This is a genomic window from Nitrosospira multiformis ATCC 25196, assembly GCF_000196355.1.
GTDB lineage: Bacteria > Pseudomonadota > Gammaproteobacteria > Burkholderiales > Nitrosomonadaceae > Nitrosospira > Nitrosospira multiformis.
In genome coordinates, this window is the sequence record NC_007614.1 from 3,080,234 (window position 1) to 3,100,015 (window position 19,782).

Annotated in this window: 15 protein-coding genes; 4 read left to right on the forward strand and 11 right to left on the reverse strand. The window is 55.4% G+C overall.

The window, feature by feature from the left end; translation table 11 throughout:
* Window positions 1–127: 127 nt before the first annotated feature.
* On the reverse strand, window positions 128–499 hold the full coding sequence (locus tag NMUL_RS13965; protein ID WP_011381959.1) for a DUF2784 domain-containing protein: 372 nt from the start codon (window positions 497–499) through the stop codon (window positions 128–130).
* A 131-nt stretch (window positions 500–630) separates the two neighbouring features.
* Between NMUL_RS13965 and NMUL_RS13970 the strand changes: the two genes are divergently transcribed.
* Window positions 631–1,608 (forward strand): sulfite exporter TauE/SafE family protein, encoded by a 978-nt coding sequence (locus tag NMUL_RS13970; RefSeq protein ID WP_011381960.1) that lies wholly within the window; start codon window positions 631–633, stop codon window positions 1,606–1,608.
* 68 nt (window positions 1,609–1,676) lie between these two features.
* On the opposite strand, the gene NMUL_RS13975 is transcribed toward NMUL_RS13970, so the two are convergent.
* From NMUL_RS13975 to NMUL_RS13990, 4 genes are all read right to left on the reverse strand, one after another.
* Window positions 1,677–2,228 carry a TlpA disulfide reductase family protein gene (locus NMUL_RS13975; protein WP_011381961.1) on the reverse strand — a complete coding sequence of 184 codons (552 nt, stop codon included), beginning with the start codon at window positions 2,226–2,228 and terminating at the stop codon, window positions 1,677–1,679.
* Between the two features lie 110 nt (window positions 2,229–2,338).
* Window positions 2,339–4,303 (reverse strand): protein-disulfide reductase DsbD, encoded by a 1,965-nt coding sequence (dsbD, locus tag NMUL_RS13980; RefSeq protein WP_011381962.1) that lies wholly within the window; start codon window positions 4,301–4,303, stop codon window positions 2,339–2,341.
* Window positions 4,304–4,319: 16 nt separating this feature from the next.
* The gene (gene cutA, locus NMUL_RS13985; RefSeq protein ID WP_011381963.1) at window positions 4,320–4,685 is read right to left on the reverse strand and encodes a divalent-cation tolerance protein CutA; all 366 of its coding nucleotides are present in this window, start codon (window positions 4,683–4,685) and stop codon (window positions 4,320–4,322) included.
* 46 nt (window positions 4,686–4,731) lie between these two features.
* Window positions 4,732–5,625 (reverse strand): SDR family oxidoreductase, encoded by an 894-nt coding sequence (locus NMUL_RS13990; RefSeq protein WP_041352660.1) that lies wholly within the window; start codon window positions 5,623–5,625, stop codon window positions 4,732–4,734.
* Window positions 5,626–5,681: 56 nt separating this feature from the next.
* Here NMUL_RS13990 and NMUL_RS13995 point away from each other — a divergent pair, with 56 nt between their 5' ends.
* Complete coding sequence (locus NMUL_RS13995; RefSeq protein WP_011381965.1) at window positions 5,682–6,731, forward strand: CDP-6-deoxy-delta-3,4-glucoseen reductase; 1,050 nt, start codon at window positions 5,682–5,684, stop codon at window positions 6,729–6,731.
* Between the two features lie 91 nt (window positions 6,732–6,822).
* Here NMUL_RS13995 and NMUL_RS14000 read toward each other — a convergent pair whose 3' ends face one another.
* The 4 genes from NMUL_RS14000 to hemC all read right to left on the reverse strand — a co-directional run bounded on the left by NMUL_RS14000 (window position 6,823) and on the right by hemC (window position 10,889).
* Window positions 6,823–8,037, reverse strand: coding sequence for a heme biosynthesis HemY N-terminal domain-containing protein (locus NMUL_RS14000; RefSeq protein ID WP_011381966.1), 1,215 nt, complete (start codon window positions 8,035–8,037; stop codon window positions 6,823–6,825).
* Window positions 8,034–9,077, reverse strand: a complete 1,044-nt coding sequence (locus tag NMUL_RS14005; protein ID WP_238529834.1) for a uroporphyrinogen-III C-methyltransferase — start codon at window positions 9,075–9,077, stop codon at window positions 8,034–8,036. The genes NMUL_RS14000 and NMUL_RS14005 overlap by 4 nt, the downstream gene beginning before the upstream one ends.
* A gap of 67 nt (window positions 9,078–9,144) precedes the next feature.
* Window positions 9,145–9,927: a uroporphyrinogen-III synthase gene (locus NMUL_RS14010; protein ID WP_011381968.1), complete on the reverse strand. Its 783-nt coding sequence runs from the start codon at window positions 9,925–9,927 to the stop codon at window positions 9,145–9,147.
* Window positions 9,924–10,889: a hydroxymethylbilane synthase gene (gene hemC / locus NMUL_RS14015; RefSeq protein ID WP_011381969.1), complete on the reverse strand. Its 966-nt coding sequence runs from the start codon at window positions 10,887–10,889 to the stop codon at window positions 9,924–9,926. The genes NMUL_RS14010 and hemC overlap by 4 nt, the downstream gene beginning before the upstream one ends.
* Before the next feature lie 146 nt (window positions 10,890–11,035).
* Here hemC and ppc point away from each other — a divergent pair, with 146 nt between their 5' ends.
* Window positions 11,036–13,849, forward strand: coding sequence for a phosphoenolpyruvate carboxylase (gene ppc, locus NMUL_RS14020; protein WP_011381970.1), 2,814 nt, complete (start codon window positions 11,036–11,038; stop codon window positions 13,847–13,849).
* A gap of 88 nt (window positions 13,850–13,937) precedes the next feature.
* Window positions 13,938–15,362, forward strand: coding sequence for a tRNA (N6-isopentenyl adenosine(37)-C2)-methylthiotransferase MiaB (miaB, locus tag NMUL_RS14025; protein WP_011381971.1), 1,425 nt, complete (start codon window positions 13,938–13,940; stop codon window positions 15,360–15,362).
* Here the strand turns inward: miaB and NMUL_RS14030 are convergent.
* Window positions 15,314–16,222, reverse strand: a complete 909-nt coding sequence (locus tag NMUL_RS14030; protein WP_011381972.1) for a GGDEF domain-containing response regulator — start codon at window positions 16,220–16,222, stop codon at window positions 15,314–15,316. The two genes, miaB and NMUL_RS14030, sit on opposite strands and share 49 nt — an antisense overlap.
* Entirely contained in the window at window positions 16,219–19,560 is a 3,342-nt protein-coding gene (locus NMUL_RS15065) for a response regulator (protein ID WP_238529835.1), read from the reverse strand. The genes NMUL_RS14030 and NMUL_RS15065 overlap by 4 nt, the downstream gene beginning before the upstream one ends.
* Window positions 19,561–19,782 lie beyond the last annotated feature (222 nt).

Sequence of the window (19,782 nt, forward strand, 5' to 3'; positions counted from 1 at the left end):
CGGAAAGTAGCTGCCCGGCGCGCAAAAGGGTAAAAGGGTGTAGAGGCTTCAATCTCTCTTGTACATGAACTTCTTTCTATGCATGACTTTACGCTGCGCAGAAAAACGGGTCAATTCCAACCGGAAGTCATCGCGATGAGCGGCGGGGCTGCGGCGGAATGAGGCGGAAAGTAATGACCACCAGGAGCGCGAACAACACATACGCTACCAGAAATACCCATTCCGGAAGATCATGGAAGAGGACGAGGTGCAGCCAGCGCTCGATGAAACCTGTTTCGGTTGCCCTTCCACGCAACGCATCTTCCAGCCATGTCAGGGGACATACCACGCCAAGAAGGGACTCGGCGGTAACGTACAGGATAGCGGCAAGATGGGCAAACCGGAACCTTCGATTTCGTACAAAGCTCGCCCCTATCCAGTTACCCAGCCAGATCAGTGGCAGACCGCCGACGACAAACAGCACGAACAGAAAATGAATGACTAGGATGATATCGGCCATCTGTCGAGCAGGTTTGTGGATTGATCCGCTCCCCGAAATAACAAAAGAATAAACATATTCTATTAGGTTATTTCTGGATATTCATGCCTGTCGGTATAGTGTTGCGCTTATAGAAGAGACAGGAATAAGGTATGAAGATTCGCAACCTGGATCTGTCAGGCAACCCGATCAATATCGAACATCAGCAATTGGGAATTCCTCCCGTCGAGGAACCTGTCTCCCATCCCGGCACTCACCCGCTCCTTCACGCGGCGGCCTGGTTCGCCGTGGCAGTGTTGATCTTATTGATCCTTTTTCTGGCCGCTCGTTTTTTTATTTCCAATAACTGGTTCGGGGGCTGGCAGATCATTGGCGAGACCTTGAGCAGCAGCATTTTCTGGAATGCTGCAATAGTCGGGTTCTTCGCCCAGGTCGTGGATGGCGCTCTGGGAATGGCTTATGGGGTGACAGCTACTACCTTTCTGCTTGCTTCGGGCGCCACACCCGGGGTTGCCAGCGCGAGCGTCCATATCGCCGAGATTTTTACCACCGGCGTTTCCGGCATTTCGCATGTCAAGTTCGGCAACGTGAACAAGGATTTGTTCGTCCGGTTGCTCGTGCCCGGCATCCTTGGCAGTATCCTGGGGGCGGTGCTGGTGACGCAGGTCGATGGCGCCCTGTTCAAGCCCTATGTTTCCGTGTATCTGTTGCTGCTGGGAATCTACATACTGAGCAAAGCGTTCCGGTCTTTGCGTCTGCGCAAGAATCCGCCGAAGCATGTCGGAAAGCTCGCCCTGTTTGGCGGATTCGTCGATGCGGCAGGCGGGGGGGGATGGGGACCGGTGGTAACCTCCACGCTGGTCAGTACGGGAAACGATCCCCGCACGACCATAGGCTCCGTCAATTTCGCCGAATTCTTCCTGACCCTGACCGGCGCCGCAGTTTTCACCTTGCTGATGGAAACCAATACGTGGCCCATCATCGCGGGATTGGTCTTCGGTGGTTTGTTCGCCGCGCCGTTTGCGGCAGTTCTATGCAAAAAACTGCACGCGAAGACCCTGCTCATACTGGTGGGTTCCCTGATCATGATAACCAGTCTTTATAACGTATACAGGGCGCTCGGGGGCTAGGGCAGAAGCTGGGAAATATAATCGAAATGCAATCTTCCACGCCTGCGGGGGATTTTTTCAGCGGTTTCCTAGAGTAAAGGCCCGATCATGGATTCGAGCTTGCTCTCACTCAATCGACCGAGTTTGCTACCGATCATTTTGCCGTTCCGGTCGATCACGACGGTAAAAGGCAGTGCACCCTGGATGTTTCCCGCAGCGCCCGCGATCTGCATCGCTTTCATATCGCCCACGAGGACCGGATAATTGATGCCCATTTCCTTGCTGAATGCTGCCGCCCTTTCTTTCTGATCCACCGCAATACCTATGAAGACCAGTCCCTTATCACGAAATTTGTCCTGAAAGGAGATAAACTCGGGTATTTCCTCGCGGCATGGCGCACACCAGCTCGCCCAGAAATTCACCACCATAACTTTTCCCCGCCACTGCGAAACCGGCTGGATATTTCCCTCGAGATCAGGAAAACTCGCCGCCAGTATCGCTTCGGCGCCTTTGGTAGCGACAGCGGCGTCCGGAGGAGATGCCACATCATTGCTCCCCAACTGGCCGCGCAATAAGACTCCTGCTGCCACCGCAAGTATGGCAACACCCGTGTACAACAATACCTGTCGCAATTTTGTCATTGTTATTCCTGAGAAAAATAAGCTTCAAATCCTGACCCGGCCACCGCAACTCACGAGTTCGGTTGCCTGTGCGCACTCCGGATCAATTAAATTACGCTGCTGGGGGAAAGCTAGATCAGCACCGCGTTGAGTATCTTCAGAAAAGCAGGGGTATCCTGATAACCGATGATTTTGACGTTGGGAACTTGACGTCCCTCTTTGTCCATGAAGAGAATAGCCGGCGGCCCGAACAGCTTGAAGCGCTTGAGAAGCTCCATGTCCTCGGGCGTACCTGCTGTCACATCAACCTGCAGCAGCACAACGTCTTTCAATCGTGCCTGGACAGCTGGGTCGGTAAAGGTGAAACGCTCCATTTCCTTGCAGGAGACGCACCAGTCTGCATAAAAATCCAGCATTACGTATTTGTTTCTCGACTGGAGGATCTGCTGATTCAGTTCCGCTACCGACTTTACTCTCTGGAATGGCAAATGCTCGTTTGAGTTGAGACCGTCCTTTTTTGCCCCTTCCATGCCAGCCGCTGAAATATTCAGCTTTGAAAGAGGTTGCAGAATATCGCGGCTGCCGGAAAACACGCCGACGAGCAACGCGATGCCCGTCAGCAGGGCAATCATGCCTATCCCCTTGAGGAATTTCTGGGGACCGGAAGCATCCGGCCGCAGCGGGTCAACCGCATGCAGGTAAATGGCCGACACGATCAGCAGGGCGGCCCATAGCAGCATGTGCACCACAGCAGGAATCACCGGGGATATCAGCCATATTGCCACCCCCAGCAGCAATACCCCGAACGACTGCTTGACTCCTTCCATCCATGCACCTGCTTTCGGCAGGAGGGCGCCGGCGGAGGCGCCCAGCAACAGCAAGGGCAGGCCCATGCCCAGCGCCATGGCAAAGAGCGCCGAGCCTCCGAGCACTACATCCCGTGTCTGGCTGATGTACAGCAGCGCGCCCGCAAGAGGCGCTGCCACACACGGTCCGACAATCAGTGCGGACAAGGCGCCCATGCCGAATACACTCGTAAGGTGTCCCCCTTTGAGATGTCCAGCCTCTTCCGAAATCTTGCTCTGGAAAAAGGTGGGGAGCTGCAGCTCATAGAACCCGAACATGGAAAATGCGAGTGTTACAAAGATCAGCGCGAACGCGCCCAGTACCCAGGCATTCTGCAGGGTCGCCGACAGCATTGCTCCGGAGAGTCCCGCTGCGACCCCGGCGATAGCATAGGTAATGGCCATTCCGAGCACGTAGGCCAGGGCCAGGATGAATCCGCGCTGCTTGGTAACGTGCTGCCCCCCCTTGGCGATAATGCCGGATAGAATGGGGAACATGGGAAATACACAGGGAGTAAAGGAGAGGAGCAGGCCGATACCGAAGAAGCCGGTTAGAATCAGCCAGAAGTTGCCGGTCTGGAACATTCTCTCGATTTCCAACGATTCCGTCTCGATGGCGGCCGAACCATCCTTCGACTGGAACAACTCGTCAGTTGCATCAAGGCGTTCTCCAGCGGAACCTGTTGCGGCGGATGCATCGGCGCTCATTGCATTGGCGACCGCTCCGGCCGCTGCCTTTGCAACCGGCAGCGTCAGATCGATTACCTTGCTTATGGGCGCATAGCAGACACCGATGGGCTCGTTGCAACCCTGATAAGTGGCAACAAGCGTCAGCTTGTCGCCAGAGGGCGCGGTCCGCTTCAGGGAAATCAATGCTTCAAACGGCTCGTTAAAAACCTCGACCTCCCCAAAGGTCACATCGCTTTTCATCTCTCCCTGCGGGAGAGAGATGTTTTCGACAGTGGTTCCGGGGGTCTGCGGTTTGAACGCAACCTTATCCTTGTAAAGATAATAGTTCTTCGCCGGCTCGAACTGCGCCACAAGCGTATTTGCGTCCCGTGCCTTAACCTTCAGCTTGAAAGCCTCGTCAGGGGGCAGCAATTCCTGCTCCTCCTGATCCTGGCCCAAGGTCGAGCGCAGTTGCTGCAAACCCGAAAGAAATCCGGAAGTTTTTCCTTCTTCCGCAAAGACGCTGGTGCTGAAAAGGCAGAGAAACAGCAGGGAATATCGGCTATATCGGTTCAGGGGCATGACAACCAGATTCTCTTCAATTTTTATCCGGATTCGACGTTTCGCCGGAAATCCAATGCAGATATGCGGGCAATCCGCTGCTTATTGGGACAGCAATGATTTCAGGGAGTTCGTAAGGGTGCATGGACTTTATCAGGCGCTCCACTGAAGAATAATGCTGCGCAACCGTTTTAATAAAGACCGGTACCTCGACGCCGCTTTCCATTTTGCCTTGCCAGCGGTAGATGGAAGTGCATTCGCTCTGTATGTTGACGCACGCGGCCAAGCGCTCTTCGATCAGCTTGTGCGCAAGCAAGACCGCCCGCGCCTTGTCGGGAAGGCCGGTAACGACAAGTATGTATCCCGTTTCCGGAGCGGTGTAGGGTTGGAGCGGTTGGGACATCTGCTTGCTTCCATCGAAAATGGACCTATTTTACCTGTTTTACGGTCTATCCCGCCGCCCCCAGGCACTCCGCAACAGTGGGATAGCGCAGATGTACGCGCAACTCCTGCTTGATCCGCATATTGGTCAGTCGTCGCGACTCCTGCATGAATGAGAGCATGCCGGGTGCGATGCGGCCTTCTGCTTCGGCACGAGGAACGCGCGAAGGCCGCGGCAAAGCAAATCTATCCGCTACGAGATCGAAATATTCGCCCATTTTCAGGTTTGAATCATCGCACGCATGGTAAACCCTTCCTGGTCGCGCATATCGGAGCGCAGCAACAACGATGCGCACAAGATCGTCCGCATGAATATGATTGGTATAACCGTCGTCTTCCGACGCCAGCACTGGCGCCCCCTCACGCAGGCGTGCGAGCGGCAGGCGATCGCCGGCGTAAATCCCGGGTACACGAAGAATCGAAACATTCACACCGTTGCGCAGTCCCCAATGGCGAACACGCCTTTCCGCATCCGCCCGGCGCACTGCACGTTCCGTCAGAGGATTGATCGCCCGCGTCTCGTTTACCAGAGCTCCCTTGCAATCCCCATATACCCCGCTGGTGCTGATGTAGATAAAGCGTTGTGGTAACATTGAGCGCTTCATTTTTGGTCGCCTCGTCAGGGCCGCCAGAAGATGCGCGGTACGGGTATCAGTGCGACCGCGCGCGGGAGGCGGAGCAAGATGTAAAACGGCATCTGCCGCACCTGCAAGTTTATCAAGGCTGTCGGGTATGTCGAGATCGCCGGATACAGGCGTAATCCCTAGCGAACGCAGCGAAGCACATTGCTCGGGCTTCCGGTACAGGCCCAGCAATCGGTAATGCGTTAGCAGCAGGGGAGCCGCTCGCAGGGCGATATCACCGCAACCGACGATCAAGAGTGTTCGCTTTATCGTTTTCATGTTAGTTACCGACATTCCATTTTTATTTTTGCTGGCTCATCCGTAATCGTAATCAGATGTCTCATCAAATTACTATCCAGCCGAGCGGACACAGGTTTTTCGCCCAGCCTGGCGAGACTGTTCTCCAGGCCGCGCTCCGGGAAGGTTTTCCGCTCCCCTATGGGTGCCGCAATGGCGCTTGCGGGACCTGCAAGGGCAAAATCATACAGGGAACAGTGGATTTCGGCAGCTATAACGAGAACGCTCTGACGGAAACGGAAAAACAGGCGGGAATGGCATTGTTTTGCCGGGCCGTACCCCTCTCGGAACTTGTCATTGAATGCCGCGAAATCGGCGCCATAAAGGACATCAAGATCAAAACCCTTCCATGCCGGGTGCAGAAGCTCGAACGGGTCGCACCCGATGTGATGATCATCTCCCTCAAGCTTCCCACCAACGAACGGCTGCAATTTCTGGCGGGGCAGTATATCGACATCCTGATGAAAAATGGCAAGCGCCGTAGTTTTTCACTGGCCAACGCGCCCCATGACGATGAGCTGCTTCAGTTACATGTGCGTAATTATCCGGGCGGCGCGTTCGCCGAGCATGTGTTCATGCAGATGAAAGAGAGGGATATTCTCCGCTTTGAAGGACCGCTCGGCACGTTCTTTCTGCGCGAAGACTCGGACAAGCCGATCATCTTTGTCGCCAGCGGCACGGGATTTGCACCGGTCAAGAGCATCCTCGAGGATGTATTTCACGGGCCCAATCCCCGCGGCCATGAGCGGCAGATCGTGCTCTATTGGGGAAACCGTACCAGAGCTGACCTGTATGCCCCTGAATTGGCAGGAAGCTGGCAACAGGAACATGACAATTTTACTTTTATTCCTGTGCTGTCGGAGCCGCTACCCTCTGACAACTGGAACGGAAGGACCGGCCTGGTGCATCAGGCTGTGCTGGAGGATTTCGACGATCTCAGCGGCTATCAGGTGTATGCGTGCGGCACGCCGCCCATGGTCGAAGCCGCTCACAGGGATTTCACGCGCCTGCGCGGCCTTCCGGAAGAAGAATTCTTTTCGGATGCATTCATCACTTCAGCCACTTCAGCCAGTCCGCCAAAAGCATGATGTTTTCTTCCTTGCGCCCCTCTTCCCAGCTCTGCGAAACGACATCGGGAATGGAACAGAGTCTGAAGGACTTCCGGCACTACTCCATCCATTATTCGGCCATTGCGGCTGTTTCCAGCTGCCTTACAGCCAGTTCCAGTCCTTTGCCGTAGTGCTCCCTTGCCAGTTCGGGCTGCCCGAGCTTCTCATTCAGCTGTCCCAACGCGAGGTGCGCCGCATATCCCGGTTTGACCGATAAACTGGCTTCAAGATAGCTCTGAGCCTTGCCCCACAGTTCCCCATTGACGCAGAGCTTTCCCAGAGCTAGCAGCAGGGATGCATCACTGGAATGCCTTTCAAGCCATGCCTCGGCACGTTCTATCTGCCGCAAGGGATCGCTGCCGGCGCATTCCGCATAGAGCCTGGCCAATTCCGAATCCCATTGGGTCTCCAGGCTCTGCTCGACTATATGATGCACCATGGCGCAATCTCCTGTTGCAGAAAACGCGCGTGCGGCCGCAGCAGCAACTTTGCCATCCTTTTTTTCCGACGGAGACAGGCTCTCCCAATACTCCTTCAGTGCCTGCGGATTCAACATTCTGCTTCTGAGATTCTCTATATGCGCTCTGCCTCTCAGTTGTTTTACGAGGCTTGCCTCAGGACCATCGTGCTGTTCCAGCTGGCCGAGCAATTCAAGCACCGCATTCCAGTTTCCAACGTTCTGCTGGGCTTCCAGCTCCAGCTTCAGGGCACCCGGATGTCGGCGCAACTCGCCGGGAGGCAGGTGGTGCAGCAGCCGGAGCGCTTCTTCAGGTCGATGTTCGTCCAGAAGCAATTCAGCCTGTGTCATCAGCCGCAATGCCACTTCTTGCGGCGCGCTGGTTTCGGCCTGTGCAATGAACTCGTCCCGGCGGGAATAATTTCGCAATCCATGGGCTGCACGCGCGGCAACGATGGCATTGATGGCGCTGAAAGCGGTGGAATCCTCCATTTTCAGGACGGTGGCGGCGGATTTCTCCGCCTTCGCATAACGCCGCTCGAAAAACGCCTTGAGACCCTCCAGCGTTCCTTCCAGAGCCTTTTCCCGACGCCTGCGAGTGCGAAATTCACTCAGCTCGGCAGGCAGCCGGGCGGTAAATGCAATAAGTCGCATTCCCAGGTAACCCATCAAAATGATGGCCAGCAGCAATAGCACCAGCAGATTCAGCGACAGCTCTATACGATAGGGCTGGGCGACAATCAGCACGTAGCCGCTGTTATAAGTGGCGGCGATGGTAACCGCCACGGCAATCATGAACAGGGCCAGAAGCCAGAGCGCCCCCTTCACCTGTTTCCCCGGTCACGCGTCAACCTGTAGTTACGAACCGCATCGAGACTTGCGGAGATACGCGGCAACTCAGCCCCGATATCAGTCTCGCCCAATTGCTGCAATGCTTCCCGGAAATCGATGACAGGTTGGGCTTGAGTGTTGTAATAACGCCCGATCTGCTCCCTGGACGCGTCGAGGTCAGCCTTGAAGCTGGGGCCGTTGTGCGCAAGCAACGCATAGCGCGCGGATAAGAGCCGCAACTTCAAATTCTCGCGCAGGAAATACGCTTGCGAGGGCGACAGCAGGGCGACATCCGGGCTGTCCATATACTGTATCCGCACCAGCCGTTTGAAATCCTCCCATACTTGACGCAGAAAGCGCAGCCATACATTTTCGGAGATGGGAACGGGAGGCGGGGAAGAGGCGCTCTCAGGCGGTCGAAACTCCATTGCCAGCGGCAGCGTATCGACGGAGGCGGCAAGATTATCCAGGCGCAAACTGATTTCCGTGGTGTCAACATACGGCACCGATTTCAGCAGACCCATATCCTTTGCAATGGTTTTCCGCAAAGAAGCCAGTTGCGGACGATCCGTGCGCAGGAGCCGGCTATCCGCCTCCTGCATTGCAATCAGGGCGGATTTGACGTTGCTTGCTAGTTGCAGTTGCTGGTTGGCGATAAGCAGTAGCTGCTCCACTTCTTCCAGCATTGCTTCATCGCGGCTTCGCGTAAGTTCCTGGTAAAGCGCTTCCAGGGCAACCTGCTGACTCTGCGATTCAGCCAGTTTATCTTCAAGAAGGTCGAGCTTCGTTTCCGCACGGCGTCCCGCCTCGACGGCATCGGCTGCGGCATTGCGCGCCTCCTTGCCCGAAGTATCCGCCTCGGCCAGTCGTCTTGCCAGCTCATGCCGCAGCCCTGCGATTTCACTGCGCGTGTCGTACCATTGCCAGGCGAAAACCAGGATCAGAATCAAAGCAAAAACCAGCAGGGGATTGGCGTGCGCAAGCCATCTCGCCCCTGCTTTCTGCGGTTGATCAATATCAGCAGACTGAGTTTCCATGCCCATGATTGCGTAGGAGCAAAATTGTGTTGGCGCCCTTCGCCGCTGTTACCTTTGCCGTCACCTTTCAACCCATGTGGCCGGAAAAATAATCCTGCAAACCCGCTACCAGCCCATCGTCCCCGGCAGCGGTAACAATCACGCGGTTAAATCCCAATTTCCGTGCCACCCCCGCGATGCGCTCATGGGAAACGAACAAGGGCGTATTTTCAAGCCATGTTCTGCCTGAGTCGCCCACCATCTCCCATAAATTGCGCAAACCTTCACTGCTGGTGACGGTAACCCCGTTCATCTCACCCCGCGTCCAGGCTGCGAGAAGCGGTCCAATTTCCGCTTCCGGCCGTATCCGGCGGTAACACTCCGCGTATTCGACAGAAGCGCCGCGTTTCCTCAGGGTTTCCCCCAGCAGTTCGCGTCCGTTGTCGCCCCGAAAAATGATGATTCGCTTGCCCGCTACATTGATGCGATCCAATTCTGCCATATCGAGCAAGGCCTCGCTGTCGAACCGCACCGCAGGCACGATTACTCCGCTCACGCCGAATCGTCGCAGCGTTCTGGCAGTGCCCTGACCGACTGTCGCAATTTTGAGATCGGACGGCAATGCGCGTTTCGCGCATATGACGCTCATCGCCTTATTGACGGCGTTGGGGCTGACAAAAATCGCCAGATAGAATTCATCCAGGCGCTCGATCAATTCGAGCAATGGGCGTGGGTCAGAGATATCCTGAATCTCCAGGACCGGAAACAGGCAGGGTTCTCCGCCTGCTGCTCGTATTTTCCCAGCGAGCCCCCCCGCCTGATGGGAAGGACGCGTGACCAGGATATGGATCCCGGTCAGCGGCTTGCTCACGGATGGCTCACGGGGTCAACCGCTTTCGATTCCAGCGCTACCAGAATCTCTTCCGCACCCTTTGCCTTCAGGTTCTTTGCCAGCTGCGCTCCTATCGAAGCGCAATCATCAGGGCTCCCGTTCAGCTCATCGCTTACCATGCGTATTCCATCCTGGCTGGCGACAAATCCGCGCAACCTAAGCACATGTCCGTCGATTTCAGCAAAGCCTCCCAAGGGCACTTCGCAACTGCCACCCAGGGCGCGACTCATGGCGCGCTCGGCTTCGACGCAGCGTGCAGTGGGAATATGATGCAGCGGTTCCATGAGCTTGATCAAATCCGAGCGATCTGCACGACACTCAATACCCAAAGCGCCTTGCCCTACTGCGGGCAGACTGAGATCGGGACTTAGCAGGGCGGTTATGCGCTCCGCAAGCCCCAGCCGTTTCAATCCCGCTGCCGCCAGAATGATCGCTGCGAATTGACCCTCATCCAGCTTGCGCAAACGCGTCTGGACGTTGCCCCGCAACGGCTGCACCTGCAAATGGGGAAAGCGCGCGCGCAACTGGCTTTCACGGCGAAGACTGGAAGTGCCCACTACGCTCCCCGGCGGAAGCGCATCCAGCCTCGCATACTTGTTGGAGACAAACGCATCCCGCGGATCTTCACGCTCCGTAATCGCTGCCAGCGCGAATCCGGCCGGCATATCCATCGGCACATCCTTCATCGAATGCACGGCGATGTCAGCCCGCCCGTCCTCCAGCGCCTGTTCCAGTTCTTTGATGAACAAACCTTTTCCGCCGATTTTGGATAGCGTCACATCAAGAATCTGATCACCCCGGGTCGTCATTCCGGATATTTGAAACTCCATTTGCGGGTATAATTCTGCCAGTCGATCCCGGATGAAATTGGCCTGCCACAGGGCAAGGGCGCTTTCCCGTGTCGCGATAACTATTTTATTGGGAGTGGATGAATTAGGCATTCCTATTAAAATAAACAAAAGTTTGGAAATCCTGCCAGTGCTTATTTTACCATGGAGGATGCCAAAGCCGGACTGAAGTAGCAAACTGAAGTGCCAAACTAAGTACTTAGGGCATGTGCCCACATCTTCCAGAGAAGAGGTTGTTTATGGCATCGCTCGCTTCCCCAAGCGAAAGTATTGATACTAACCCTAATTACATCCATGACAAGGAACCGAAGGATGATCCTCTGCGCGAGGACATCCGCCTGCTCGGACGCATGCTGGGCGACACCCTGCGTGAACAGGAGGGCGAGCCTACTTTTGATCTGGTAGAAAATATTCGCCAGACAGCTATCCGATTTCGCCGCGACCAGGATCCGAAGGCGCGACAGGAACTGGACAGACTGCTTAATCAGTTGAGCAACAAGGCTACCGAAGCAGTTGTTCGCGCATTCAGCCAGTTCTCGCAGCTATCGAACATCGCCGAGGATATGCATCACAACCGCCGGCGTCGAAGCTACCTTTTAGCCCGGTCGCAACCACAGGCGGGCAGTGTCGCGCGCGCGCTCGACCTGGTTTTCTCCAAGGAAACAAGCAGCGCGGCCCTTGGCCGGTTCTTTGACAAAGCGCTCGTTTCGCCGGTGTTGACAGCCCATCCGACGGAAGTGCAGCGAAGAAGCATACTTGACTGCCAGTTGGCAATTGCTCGCTTGTTGAACGAGCGCGACCGGGTGCAGCTCACCCCGGATGAGCTAAGCAAGAACGAAGAGGGATTGCGCACCAACATTCAAATATTATGGCAGACGCGCATGCTGCGCTCGGCGCGTCTGTCCGTATATGACGAAATCAAAAATGGCCTGGCCTATTATCACTATACTTTTCTTACAGAAGTGCCGCATCTGTATGCGGAAATCGAAGATCTGCTTGAACGCCGGATGGGCGATAAAGCTCCCCGTATTCCTCCGTTTCTTCGTATCGGCAGCTGGATAGGCGGCGACCGCGACGGCAATCCCTTCGTTACTCATGAGGTATTACTGCACGCCGCCGAGCGGCAATCCGCCCTGGCACTGGATTTTTACATGGGCGAGGTCCACCGGATCGGCCGCCGGTTAAGCCTGACTGATCGCCTGGTCGACGTGGACGAAGCCTTGGCGGCGTTGGCCGAGGCTTCGCCCGATCGGGCGCCGAGTCGCGCTGATGAGCCTTATCGCCGCGCCCTGATCGGTATTTACGCGCGCCTCGCTGCCACCAGCATGGGGCTCGGTCACGCCATCAGGCAACGGCGCCCGGTCGGTCCGGCGGAGCCTTACACTGACAGCCTGGAACTCGTGCGCGATCTCGATATCGTCATCCATTCGCTCGAACAACATAAGTCGGAGTTACTCGCGCGGGGCGATCTACGTCGCGTGCGGCGGGCGGCCGAAGTATTCGGTTTTCATCTCGCGCCGTTGGACATGCGCCAGCACAGCCACATTCATGAGCAGGTCGTGGCCGAACTGTTCGAACGCGGCGCCAACCTGAAAGGCTATTCAGATCTGCCGGAAGCAGAACGTGTGCGCTGTCTCCTGACCGAAGTCAGCAGTCCGCGTCTTCTGCGCTCGCCTTACCTCGACTATTCCGAGCTTGCCCAGAGTGAATTGCATATCGTGGAGACGGCGGCCGAAATCCACCGACGTTTTGGTCCGGCGGCATTGCCCAATTACGTCATTTCCAAAGCTGATGGGATATCCGACATCCTGGAAGTGGCGCTGCTGCTGAAAGAAGTAGGACTGCTGCGGGCAGGAGAAAAACCCTGCCTGCATATCAACATTGTTCCATTGTTCGAAACCATTGCCGACCTGCGTGGATGTGCCCGCATCATGGATGAATTGTTCTCGATCCCTTATTACCGCAAGCTGGTGGATTCGCGCAATGACGTTCAGGAAGTGATGCTCGGCTACTCCGATAGCAACAAGGATGGCGGATTCCTCGCAGCCAACTGGGAACTTTACAAGGCCGAAACCGAACTCACGAAGGTCTTTGCCAAGCATAAAGTCGAGCTGCGGCTGTTCCATGGACGCGGCGGCACGGTCGGACGCGGCGGCGGACCCAGCTATCAGGCAATACTGGCGCAGCCGCCGGGGAGCGTCAACGGGCAGATACGCATCACCGAGCAGGGCGAGGTCATCGGCAGCAAATATTCCGATCCGGAGATCGGACGGCGTAATCTGGAAACGCTGGTCGCAGCAACCATCGAGGCGACGCTGCTGAGTCATGATACGCTTGGCCAATGCGCGGATGAATATTATGGAGTCATGGAAGTACTGGCAGGCGATGCCCTGCGGGCTTATCGCAGCCTGGTATACGAGACCCCCGGATTTAACCGGTATTTTCAGGAATCGACTCCGATAAAGGAAATCGCGGGACTCAATATCGGCAGCCGTCCCCCTTCCCGCAAAAAATCCGACCTGATAGAGGATCTGCGTGCCATTCCATGGACGTTCAGCTGGGGTGTCAACCGCGCGATGATTACCGGCTGGTATGGTTTCGGCACCGCAGTGGAAATGTTCGTGCAGCGCGAAGGCAAGGGCGACAACGGACTGGGACTCCTGCAGAAAATGTATCAAGCCTGGCCGTTCCTGCAGACATTGCTGTCGAACATGGACATGGTGCTCGCCAAAACTGACATGGGTATTGCTTCGCGCTACGCTGAACTTGTTACGGATGTGGAACTGCGGCGCGAAGTTTTCGGGCGGATACAAAAAGAATGGGAACTTAGCGTGAAATGGCTTTTTGCCGTGACCGGTCGAACTGAACTATTGCAAGATAACCCCACGCTGGCGCGCAGCATTCGCAATCGTACCCCTTATATCGATCCACTCAATCATTTGCAGGTGGAACTGTTGCGCCGGTACCGGTCCGGGGACGCTACAGATGCGGTAACACGCGCCATCCAGCTTACTATCAACGGAGTTGCCGCCGGATTGAGGAACAGCGGGTAACTCCGGGCAGGAACGATATCCCGGGGCACCTCTGAATTGCAGATTGCCTTGGTGCTCATCATGATTTACTGAAACAGCAAGTAAGGCCGTGGCAAAAAAACTTTACATCAAGACATTTGGCTGCCAGATGAACGAGTATGACTCGAAAAAGATGGCGGATGTGCTGCGTGATGCGCAGCACATGGAAAAAACGGATGATCCCGCCGCGGCTGACGTAATTCTTTTCAACACCTGCTCGGTGCGGGAAAAAGCGCAGGAAAAGGTGTTTCATGACCTTGGGCGCGTAAGACATCTCAAGGCAGCCAATCCCGATCTGCTGATAGGTGTGGGCGGATGCGTTGCCAGCCAGGAAGGGGCGGAGATCGTCAAACGCGCGCCTTATGTAGACCTCGTGTTTGGTCCGCAGACGCTGCACCGGCTGCCGCAGATGATCTCAACGCGTCAGATTACGGGCCGTCCGCAGGTGGATATCTCCTTTCCGGAGATCGAGAAATTCGATCATCTGCCCCCGGCGCGCACGGAGGGCGTAACCGCCTTCGTATCCATCATGGAAGGGTGCAGCAAGTATTGCAGCTTTTGTGTGGTTCCTTATACGCGCGGTGAGGAAATTTCACGTCCGCTCGACGATATCCTGACGGAAATCGCGGGTCTGACAAATCTGGGGGTCAAGGAAGTAACCCTGCTGGGGCAAAACGTCAACGCCTATCGCGGCAGGATGCAATATGCGGAAGAGGGCGAACTAGCAGACTTTGCGCTGTTGCTGGAATATCTCCATGAAATCCCGGGTATCGAACGCATCCGTTATACCACCTCTCATCCGAGGGAATTCACGCCTCGCCTCATCGAAGCTTACAAGGCTTCCCCCAAGCTGGTAAGTCACGTGCATTTGCCGGTTCAGTCCGGTTCGGATCGGATCCTCGCAGCCATGAAGCGAGGCTATACTTCGCTGGAATACAAATCGATCATTCGCCGGCTGCGTGCTGCCCGACCAGACATTTCGATTACCTCTGATTTCATTGTCGGTTTTCCCGGGGAAACCGAAGCAGACTTTGAGGCAACGATGAAACTGATCGAGGCGGTAAACTTTGATGGTTCCTTCAGCTTTATTTACAGTTCCCGTCCGGGGACTCCGGCAGCCGGATTGGAAGATACTACGCCGCATCAGGTCAAACTGGAGCGGCTGCAGCGGTTACAGGAAAAAGTGGAGCTACAGGCGCAAGCGATCAGCGTCAGGATGGTTGGGACGACACAACGCGTTCTGGTGGAAGGCTTGTCCAGAAAAGATCCCGGCGAATTGAGCGGCCGCACCGACAATAACCGTGTGGTCAATTTTCCCGGTTCTCCCGAAATGATAGGAAAATTTGCAGAGCTAAAAATTACCGCAGCCTTGTCCCACACTCTACGTGGTGAAAACGTAAGAGCCGATGACGCTCCAATAGAGCCGGAGGCGGCAATTTTTCGGCGCTATGGCGCGGGTCCTGATTCGATCGGCAACCGCGACAATTTAACTTGATTACGCCCAGCCTCTTTTGCTTGATAGAGCGCTTGATCGGCGGCTGCGATAAGCTCACCGATATCATTAACCTGTCCGCAACTCGTCGCGATACCTATGCTCACAGTCATGTCAATTTGTCCCGCACGGCTGTTGGCAGGCTCGCTCCTGATGGAGCTACAGATTCTTTCGCCCAGGGCCAGGGCCTCGCTCCAGTCACAACCCGATGCCGTAATGAGAAATTCCTCGCCTCCATAGCGTCCGACCCGGTCATAACCCCGTAATACACCTGACATACGGCGGGCTGCCTCTTGCAGTATTTCATCACCGGTCGGATGCCCATAGGTATCGTTGATTCGCTTGAAGTGATCGAGATCCGCTATCATCACACTCGTGCAGATATCCTGCCGCGCTCCTCGCTTCAACTCCTTCTGCAGATAATCCATGATGGAGGCTCGGTTCCATACGCCGGTCAAATAATCCCGCGTGGCCTGGATATGTAGCTTTTGATGCAGGCCAAGTATTCGTTCAGCCACCCGTAGCCGGGCTGCCAGCTGTTCTTCATCGAACGGTTTAGTAATGAAATCATCTGCCCCTGCGTCCATGCCTTCGAGATAGCTGCCCTTGCTGTCCAGCGCAGTAAGAAGGATGATGTAGGTATATTGCAGGCCCGGTTCGCCGCGAATCATTCTGCATAATTGCAGACCATCGATATCAGGCATCATCCAGTCGGAGATGAGCAGCGGATATTCATCCTTTTGCCAGGCTTCCCATGCCTTACGCCCATCCTCTACTGCCGTTACGGTATGACCCAGTTTCCTGAGGGTGGCGGCAAACAACAGGCGCGAGGTCGTGTCGTCTTCGGCAATGAGTATCTTCATGGTCGAGTTGCATCCGGCAGCGCTACGCAATCGAGCTCTGACTGGGTAATTTCATGCTGCACGCGTCCAAATTCCATTTCAATTTGCTCAATTAAAGTAACTGCTCCAGTCATGTCGCCGGCCTTGCCTGCGAGTTCCAGCTTTTGAGCCATATCCGTCAGGGAATGCGCGCCGATATTGGCGCTGGCGCCTTTGATGGCATGAGCAGTCTTGTGCAGAAGTTCCATATTTCCTCCTGCGAGGGCCTCCTTCAGCGCATCGATGCGCTTCGCCCCATCGCTCAGAAACGATGTGAATATCTGGGTAATCAAGGATGGGTCGGTCGCTTCCGCGAGCGATCGAAGTCTTGCAACGACTTCCGCATTCAGTGCAGAGGATGCGGAAGACATCGAAAGGGATGAAGAAACGGGTAGAGAGGAAGGGACTATTGGTGGGGAATGATTCGGAGTGCTGTCTGCCATCGACTTTTCATGCCTTGCCGTGGGAGATGTTTCACTTTTCTGCCCCTGTTCTCTACCCGGCATCCAGCGCTTCAACGCTGCCGCAAAATCCTCCAGCTTTACCGGTTTGCTGATGTAATCGTCCATGCCCGCGCGCAGGCAACGTTCTCTATCACCCTGCATGGCCTGTGCCGTTACCGCAATGACGGGAAGCCGCGATTTGCTGTCAGGGCGGCGGCGAAGTGCGGCAGTGGCTTCAAAACCATCCATCTCTGGCATCTCGCAATCCATAAACACCATATCATAGAGAAATGCATCCACCATCTCCATGGCTTCACGGCCATTGGTGGCAACATCTACCAGACAGCCCAGATTGCGCAATATCATCGCTCCGACGATCTGATTGGTAGCATTGTCCTCAGCAAGCAGTACGCGTGTACCGGCAAACAGACCATTCGAGCTATCCGCGGCCTGCATCTCGGGATTCGCCGGGAAGAAAGGCTGACTGATGAGATTTATAGTTCGCTGGTGGCGTTGCGCGTCCCAGATATTTACCAGAGTCGACAGTAATTCCGATTGCCGCGCCGGCTTGACCAGATAGGCCGCAAAGCCGATCTTCTGAAGCCGCTCTCTGAGATCGCCTTCCTGTCCCAGGGAACTCAACATCACCAGATGAATACTGCGGAGCAATGGATCCGCCTTGATGGTCCGGCCCAGCATTTCTCCGTCCATATCCGGCATCTGATGATCGAGAATCGCAATCCTGTAGGGATCACCGGAGGCGTGAGAGGTGTGCAGGGCCCGCAAGGCTTCTGCCCCGGAGGGGCAGCTGCCGATACGCATCCTCCAGCTGCGCAACTGCTCTTGCAGCACGAGACGATTAGCCGCGTTATCGTCCACAATCAGCACCCGAACATGTGTCAGGTCGATGTGCAGACCCGCATCCGTCGGCCAATTTTTCTGCAAGGCCAAAGGTAGCGTAAACCAGAACGTTGACCCAGCGCCCACCCGACTCTTCGCAGCGATGGTCCCCCCCATTAGCTGGACCAGTTGCTTGCTGATAGCCAGTCCCAGGCCTGTCCCGCCATAACGCCGCGTGGTAGAGGCATCTGCCTGCGTGAATTTGTCGAAGATGCTTTGCAGCTTATCCGGCGCGATTCCCAGTCCGCTATCTTCGACGCTGATGCGGAGTGATACCTCATCTTCACTGAGAGCCTCGGCTTCTACATCGATGAGTACGTGGCCCTTGTCTGTAAACTTGATTGCATTGTTGGTCAAGTTTATCAGTACCTGGCGAATGCGCCCGAGGTCGCCGAATACATAACGCGGCACATTCGGCAGGTAACGTACTATTACATTCACATTTGCCTTTCTTGCCGGCTGCATGGCAACCATGCCGGCTACCTCTTCAACGGCCTGAAGCAGATCAAAAGGAACCGGTGAAATAACGAGTTTACCGGCCTCGATTTTGGAGAAATCTAGAATGTCATTGATTATACAAAGCAGCGTTTCGCCACTCGCGCGAGCCAGTCCCGCCAGCTCGCGCTGCGAGGGGGTTAGCGTGGTGTTCAAAAGCAGCCCGACTGCCCCGAGCACGCCGTTCATCGGGGTGCGGATCTCGTGACTCATATTTGCCAGAAACTCGCTTTTGGCCCGATTGGCAGCCTCTGCCGCTTTTCGGGCATTCTGGAGCTCTCTCTCGATATTCTTCCTTGCGGTGATATCCTGGCCCGAAAAGTAGAATTCACGGACATCCTGCGCAGCAGCTATATTCCACAAAACCCAGCGAAAGGAGCCATCCTTGCACCGCATCTGGCTTTCAAAGGAAACATTGCTACCCATGACGAGCTTGTCCAGCTCTGCCGCCGTATCTGCGCGTGAACCGGAGAAGACAAGGTCCATAAAAGGCTTGGACAGCAATTCCTCCTCCGAATAGCCAAAAACTTTGGTCCAGGCTGTATTCACCCGCTTGAAACGATTGTCAAACCCGGAAATCGCAAGAAAGTTGAGAGACTGATTGAAATACCGATCACGTTCAGCCTGAGCCACGATGAAGGCGCGGGAAAGGCTACCTATCTCGTCGTTCGAGTCAATGTAGAAACTGGGCGAGTTGCTCGCCTCTCCGATATTCCTCGCTTTATCTTCGAGCCATGCAAGATTTTGCACCTTCCGATGCACGACACGATACGAAAAGGCAAACCAGGCCATGAGAAAGGCAAGCATGAAAAACACGCCGGATATATAAAGATTGGCGCGGTTTTGGGCGAGAGCCATGGTATTGCGAGTACGCTTGTCGAGCAATTCATGAAACTCGTTCAACAACCGTATGATCTCGGCCTTGGCCGTGTGGTAGCTCTCATCATGCAGCAGGCTGCTGGCCAATGCGGCATCGGGCGCACCCTTCACGCCGAATTCTCCGGCTGAATCCTGAAATAGCCCTTTCATGGCATTGAATGCCTTGTACTCTCGCTCCGTCAACTGGTTTGAGCGATTTTCGGCTTTCGTAAGTTTTGCAAGCTCGGTCGCCGTAAATCCGAGTTTCCTTATTTGCGATCTCAAGGAAATCCTGCGCCCCGGCGCGGACTCCGGGTTCAAATGACCGAGGATCAGATCCCAGTGGCCGCGCTCGTAATGCAGCGGGCGTTCCTTATCGCCGTTGCGGATGGCCAATATATCGAAGTAGATTTGTTCAAACTTTGGATTGCCTGTGGCGACATAGGCTCGGGCCGTGCGCGTCAAGTCATCGGAAGACTGGCGCAGCTCATCCACTGCAAGGAAGCCGGCATAGCGCACGTTTTCGGCCTCGTTCAGTTTCCGGAGCTCGAAGAAACGAAGCGCAACAAACAGAGTAAGCAGGGAAATAAGTACTCCGGTTACGAGGTAAAAAATATAACTCATTTTCCGAATTGTCATCGATCTCCTTCCTTGTGAACCGCTGAACAAATCCCTCGAGGGCGCAACGGAGGGATTTGCGGGGTGAGATGCACGAAAGGCGACGGTGCGAATGTGCGCTCTCGGAGAGAGGAGCAATGTCTTTCAAAGAAAGATGGAACCTCGCAGCGGGATGCTTGCGCTCCAGATTCGGTCTTGCGGTCGTTACACTAGGACACTGCCCCATCC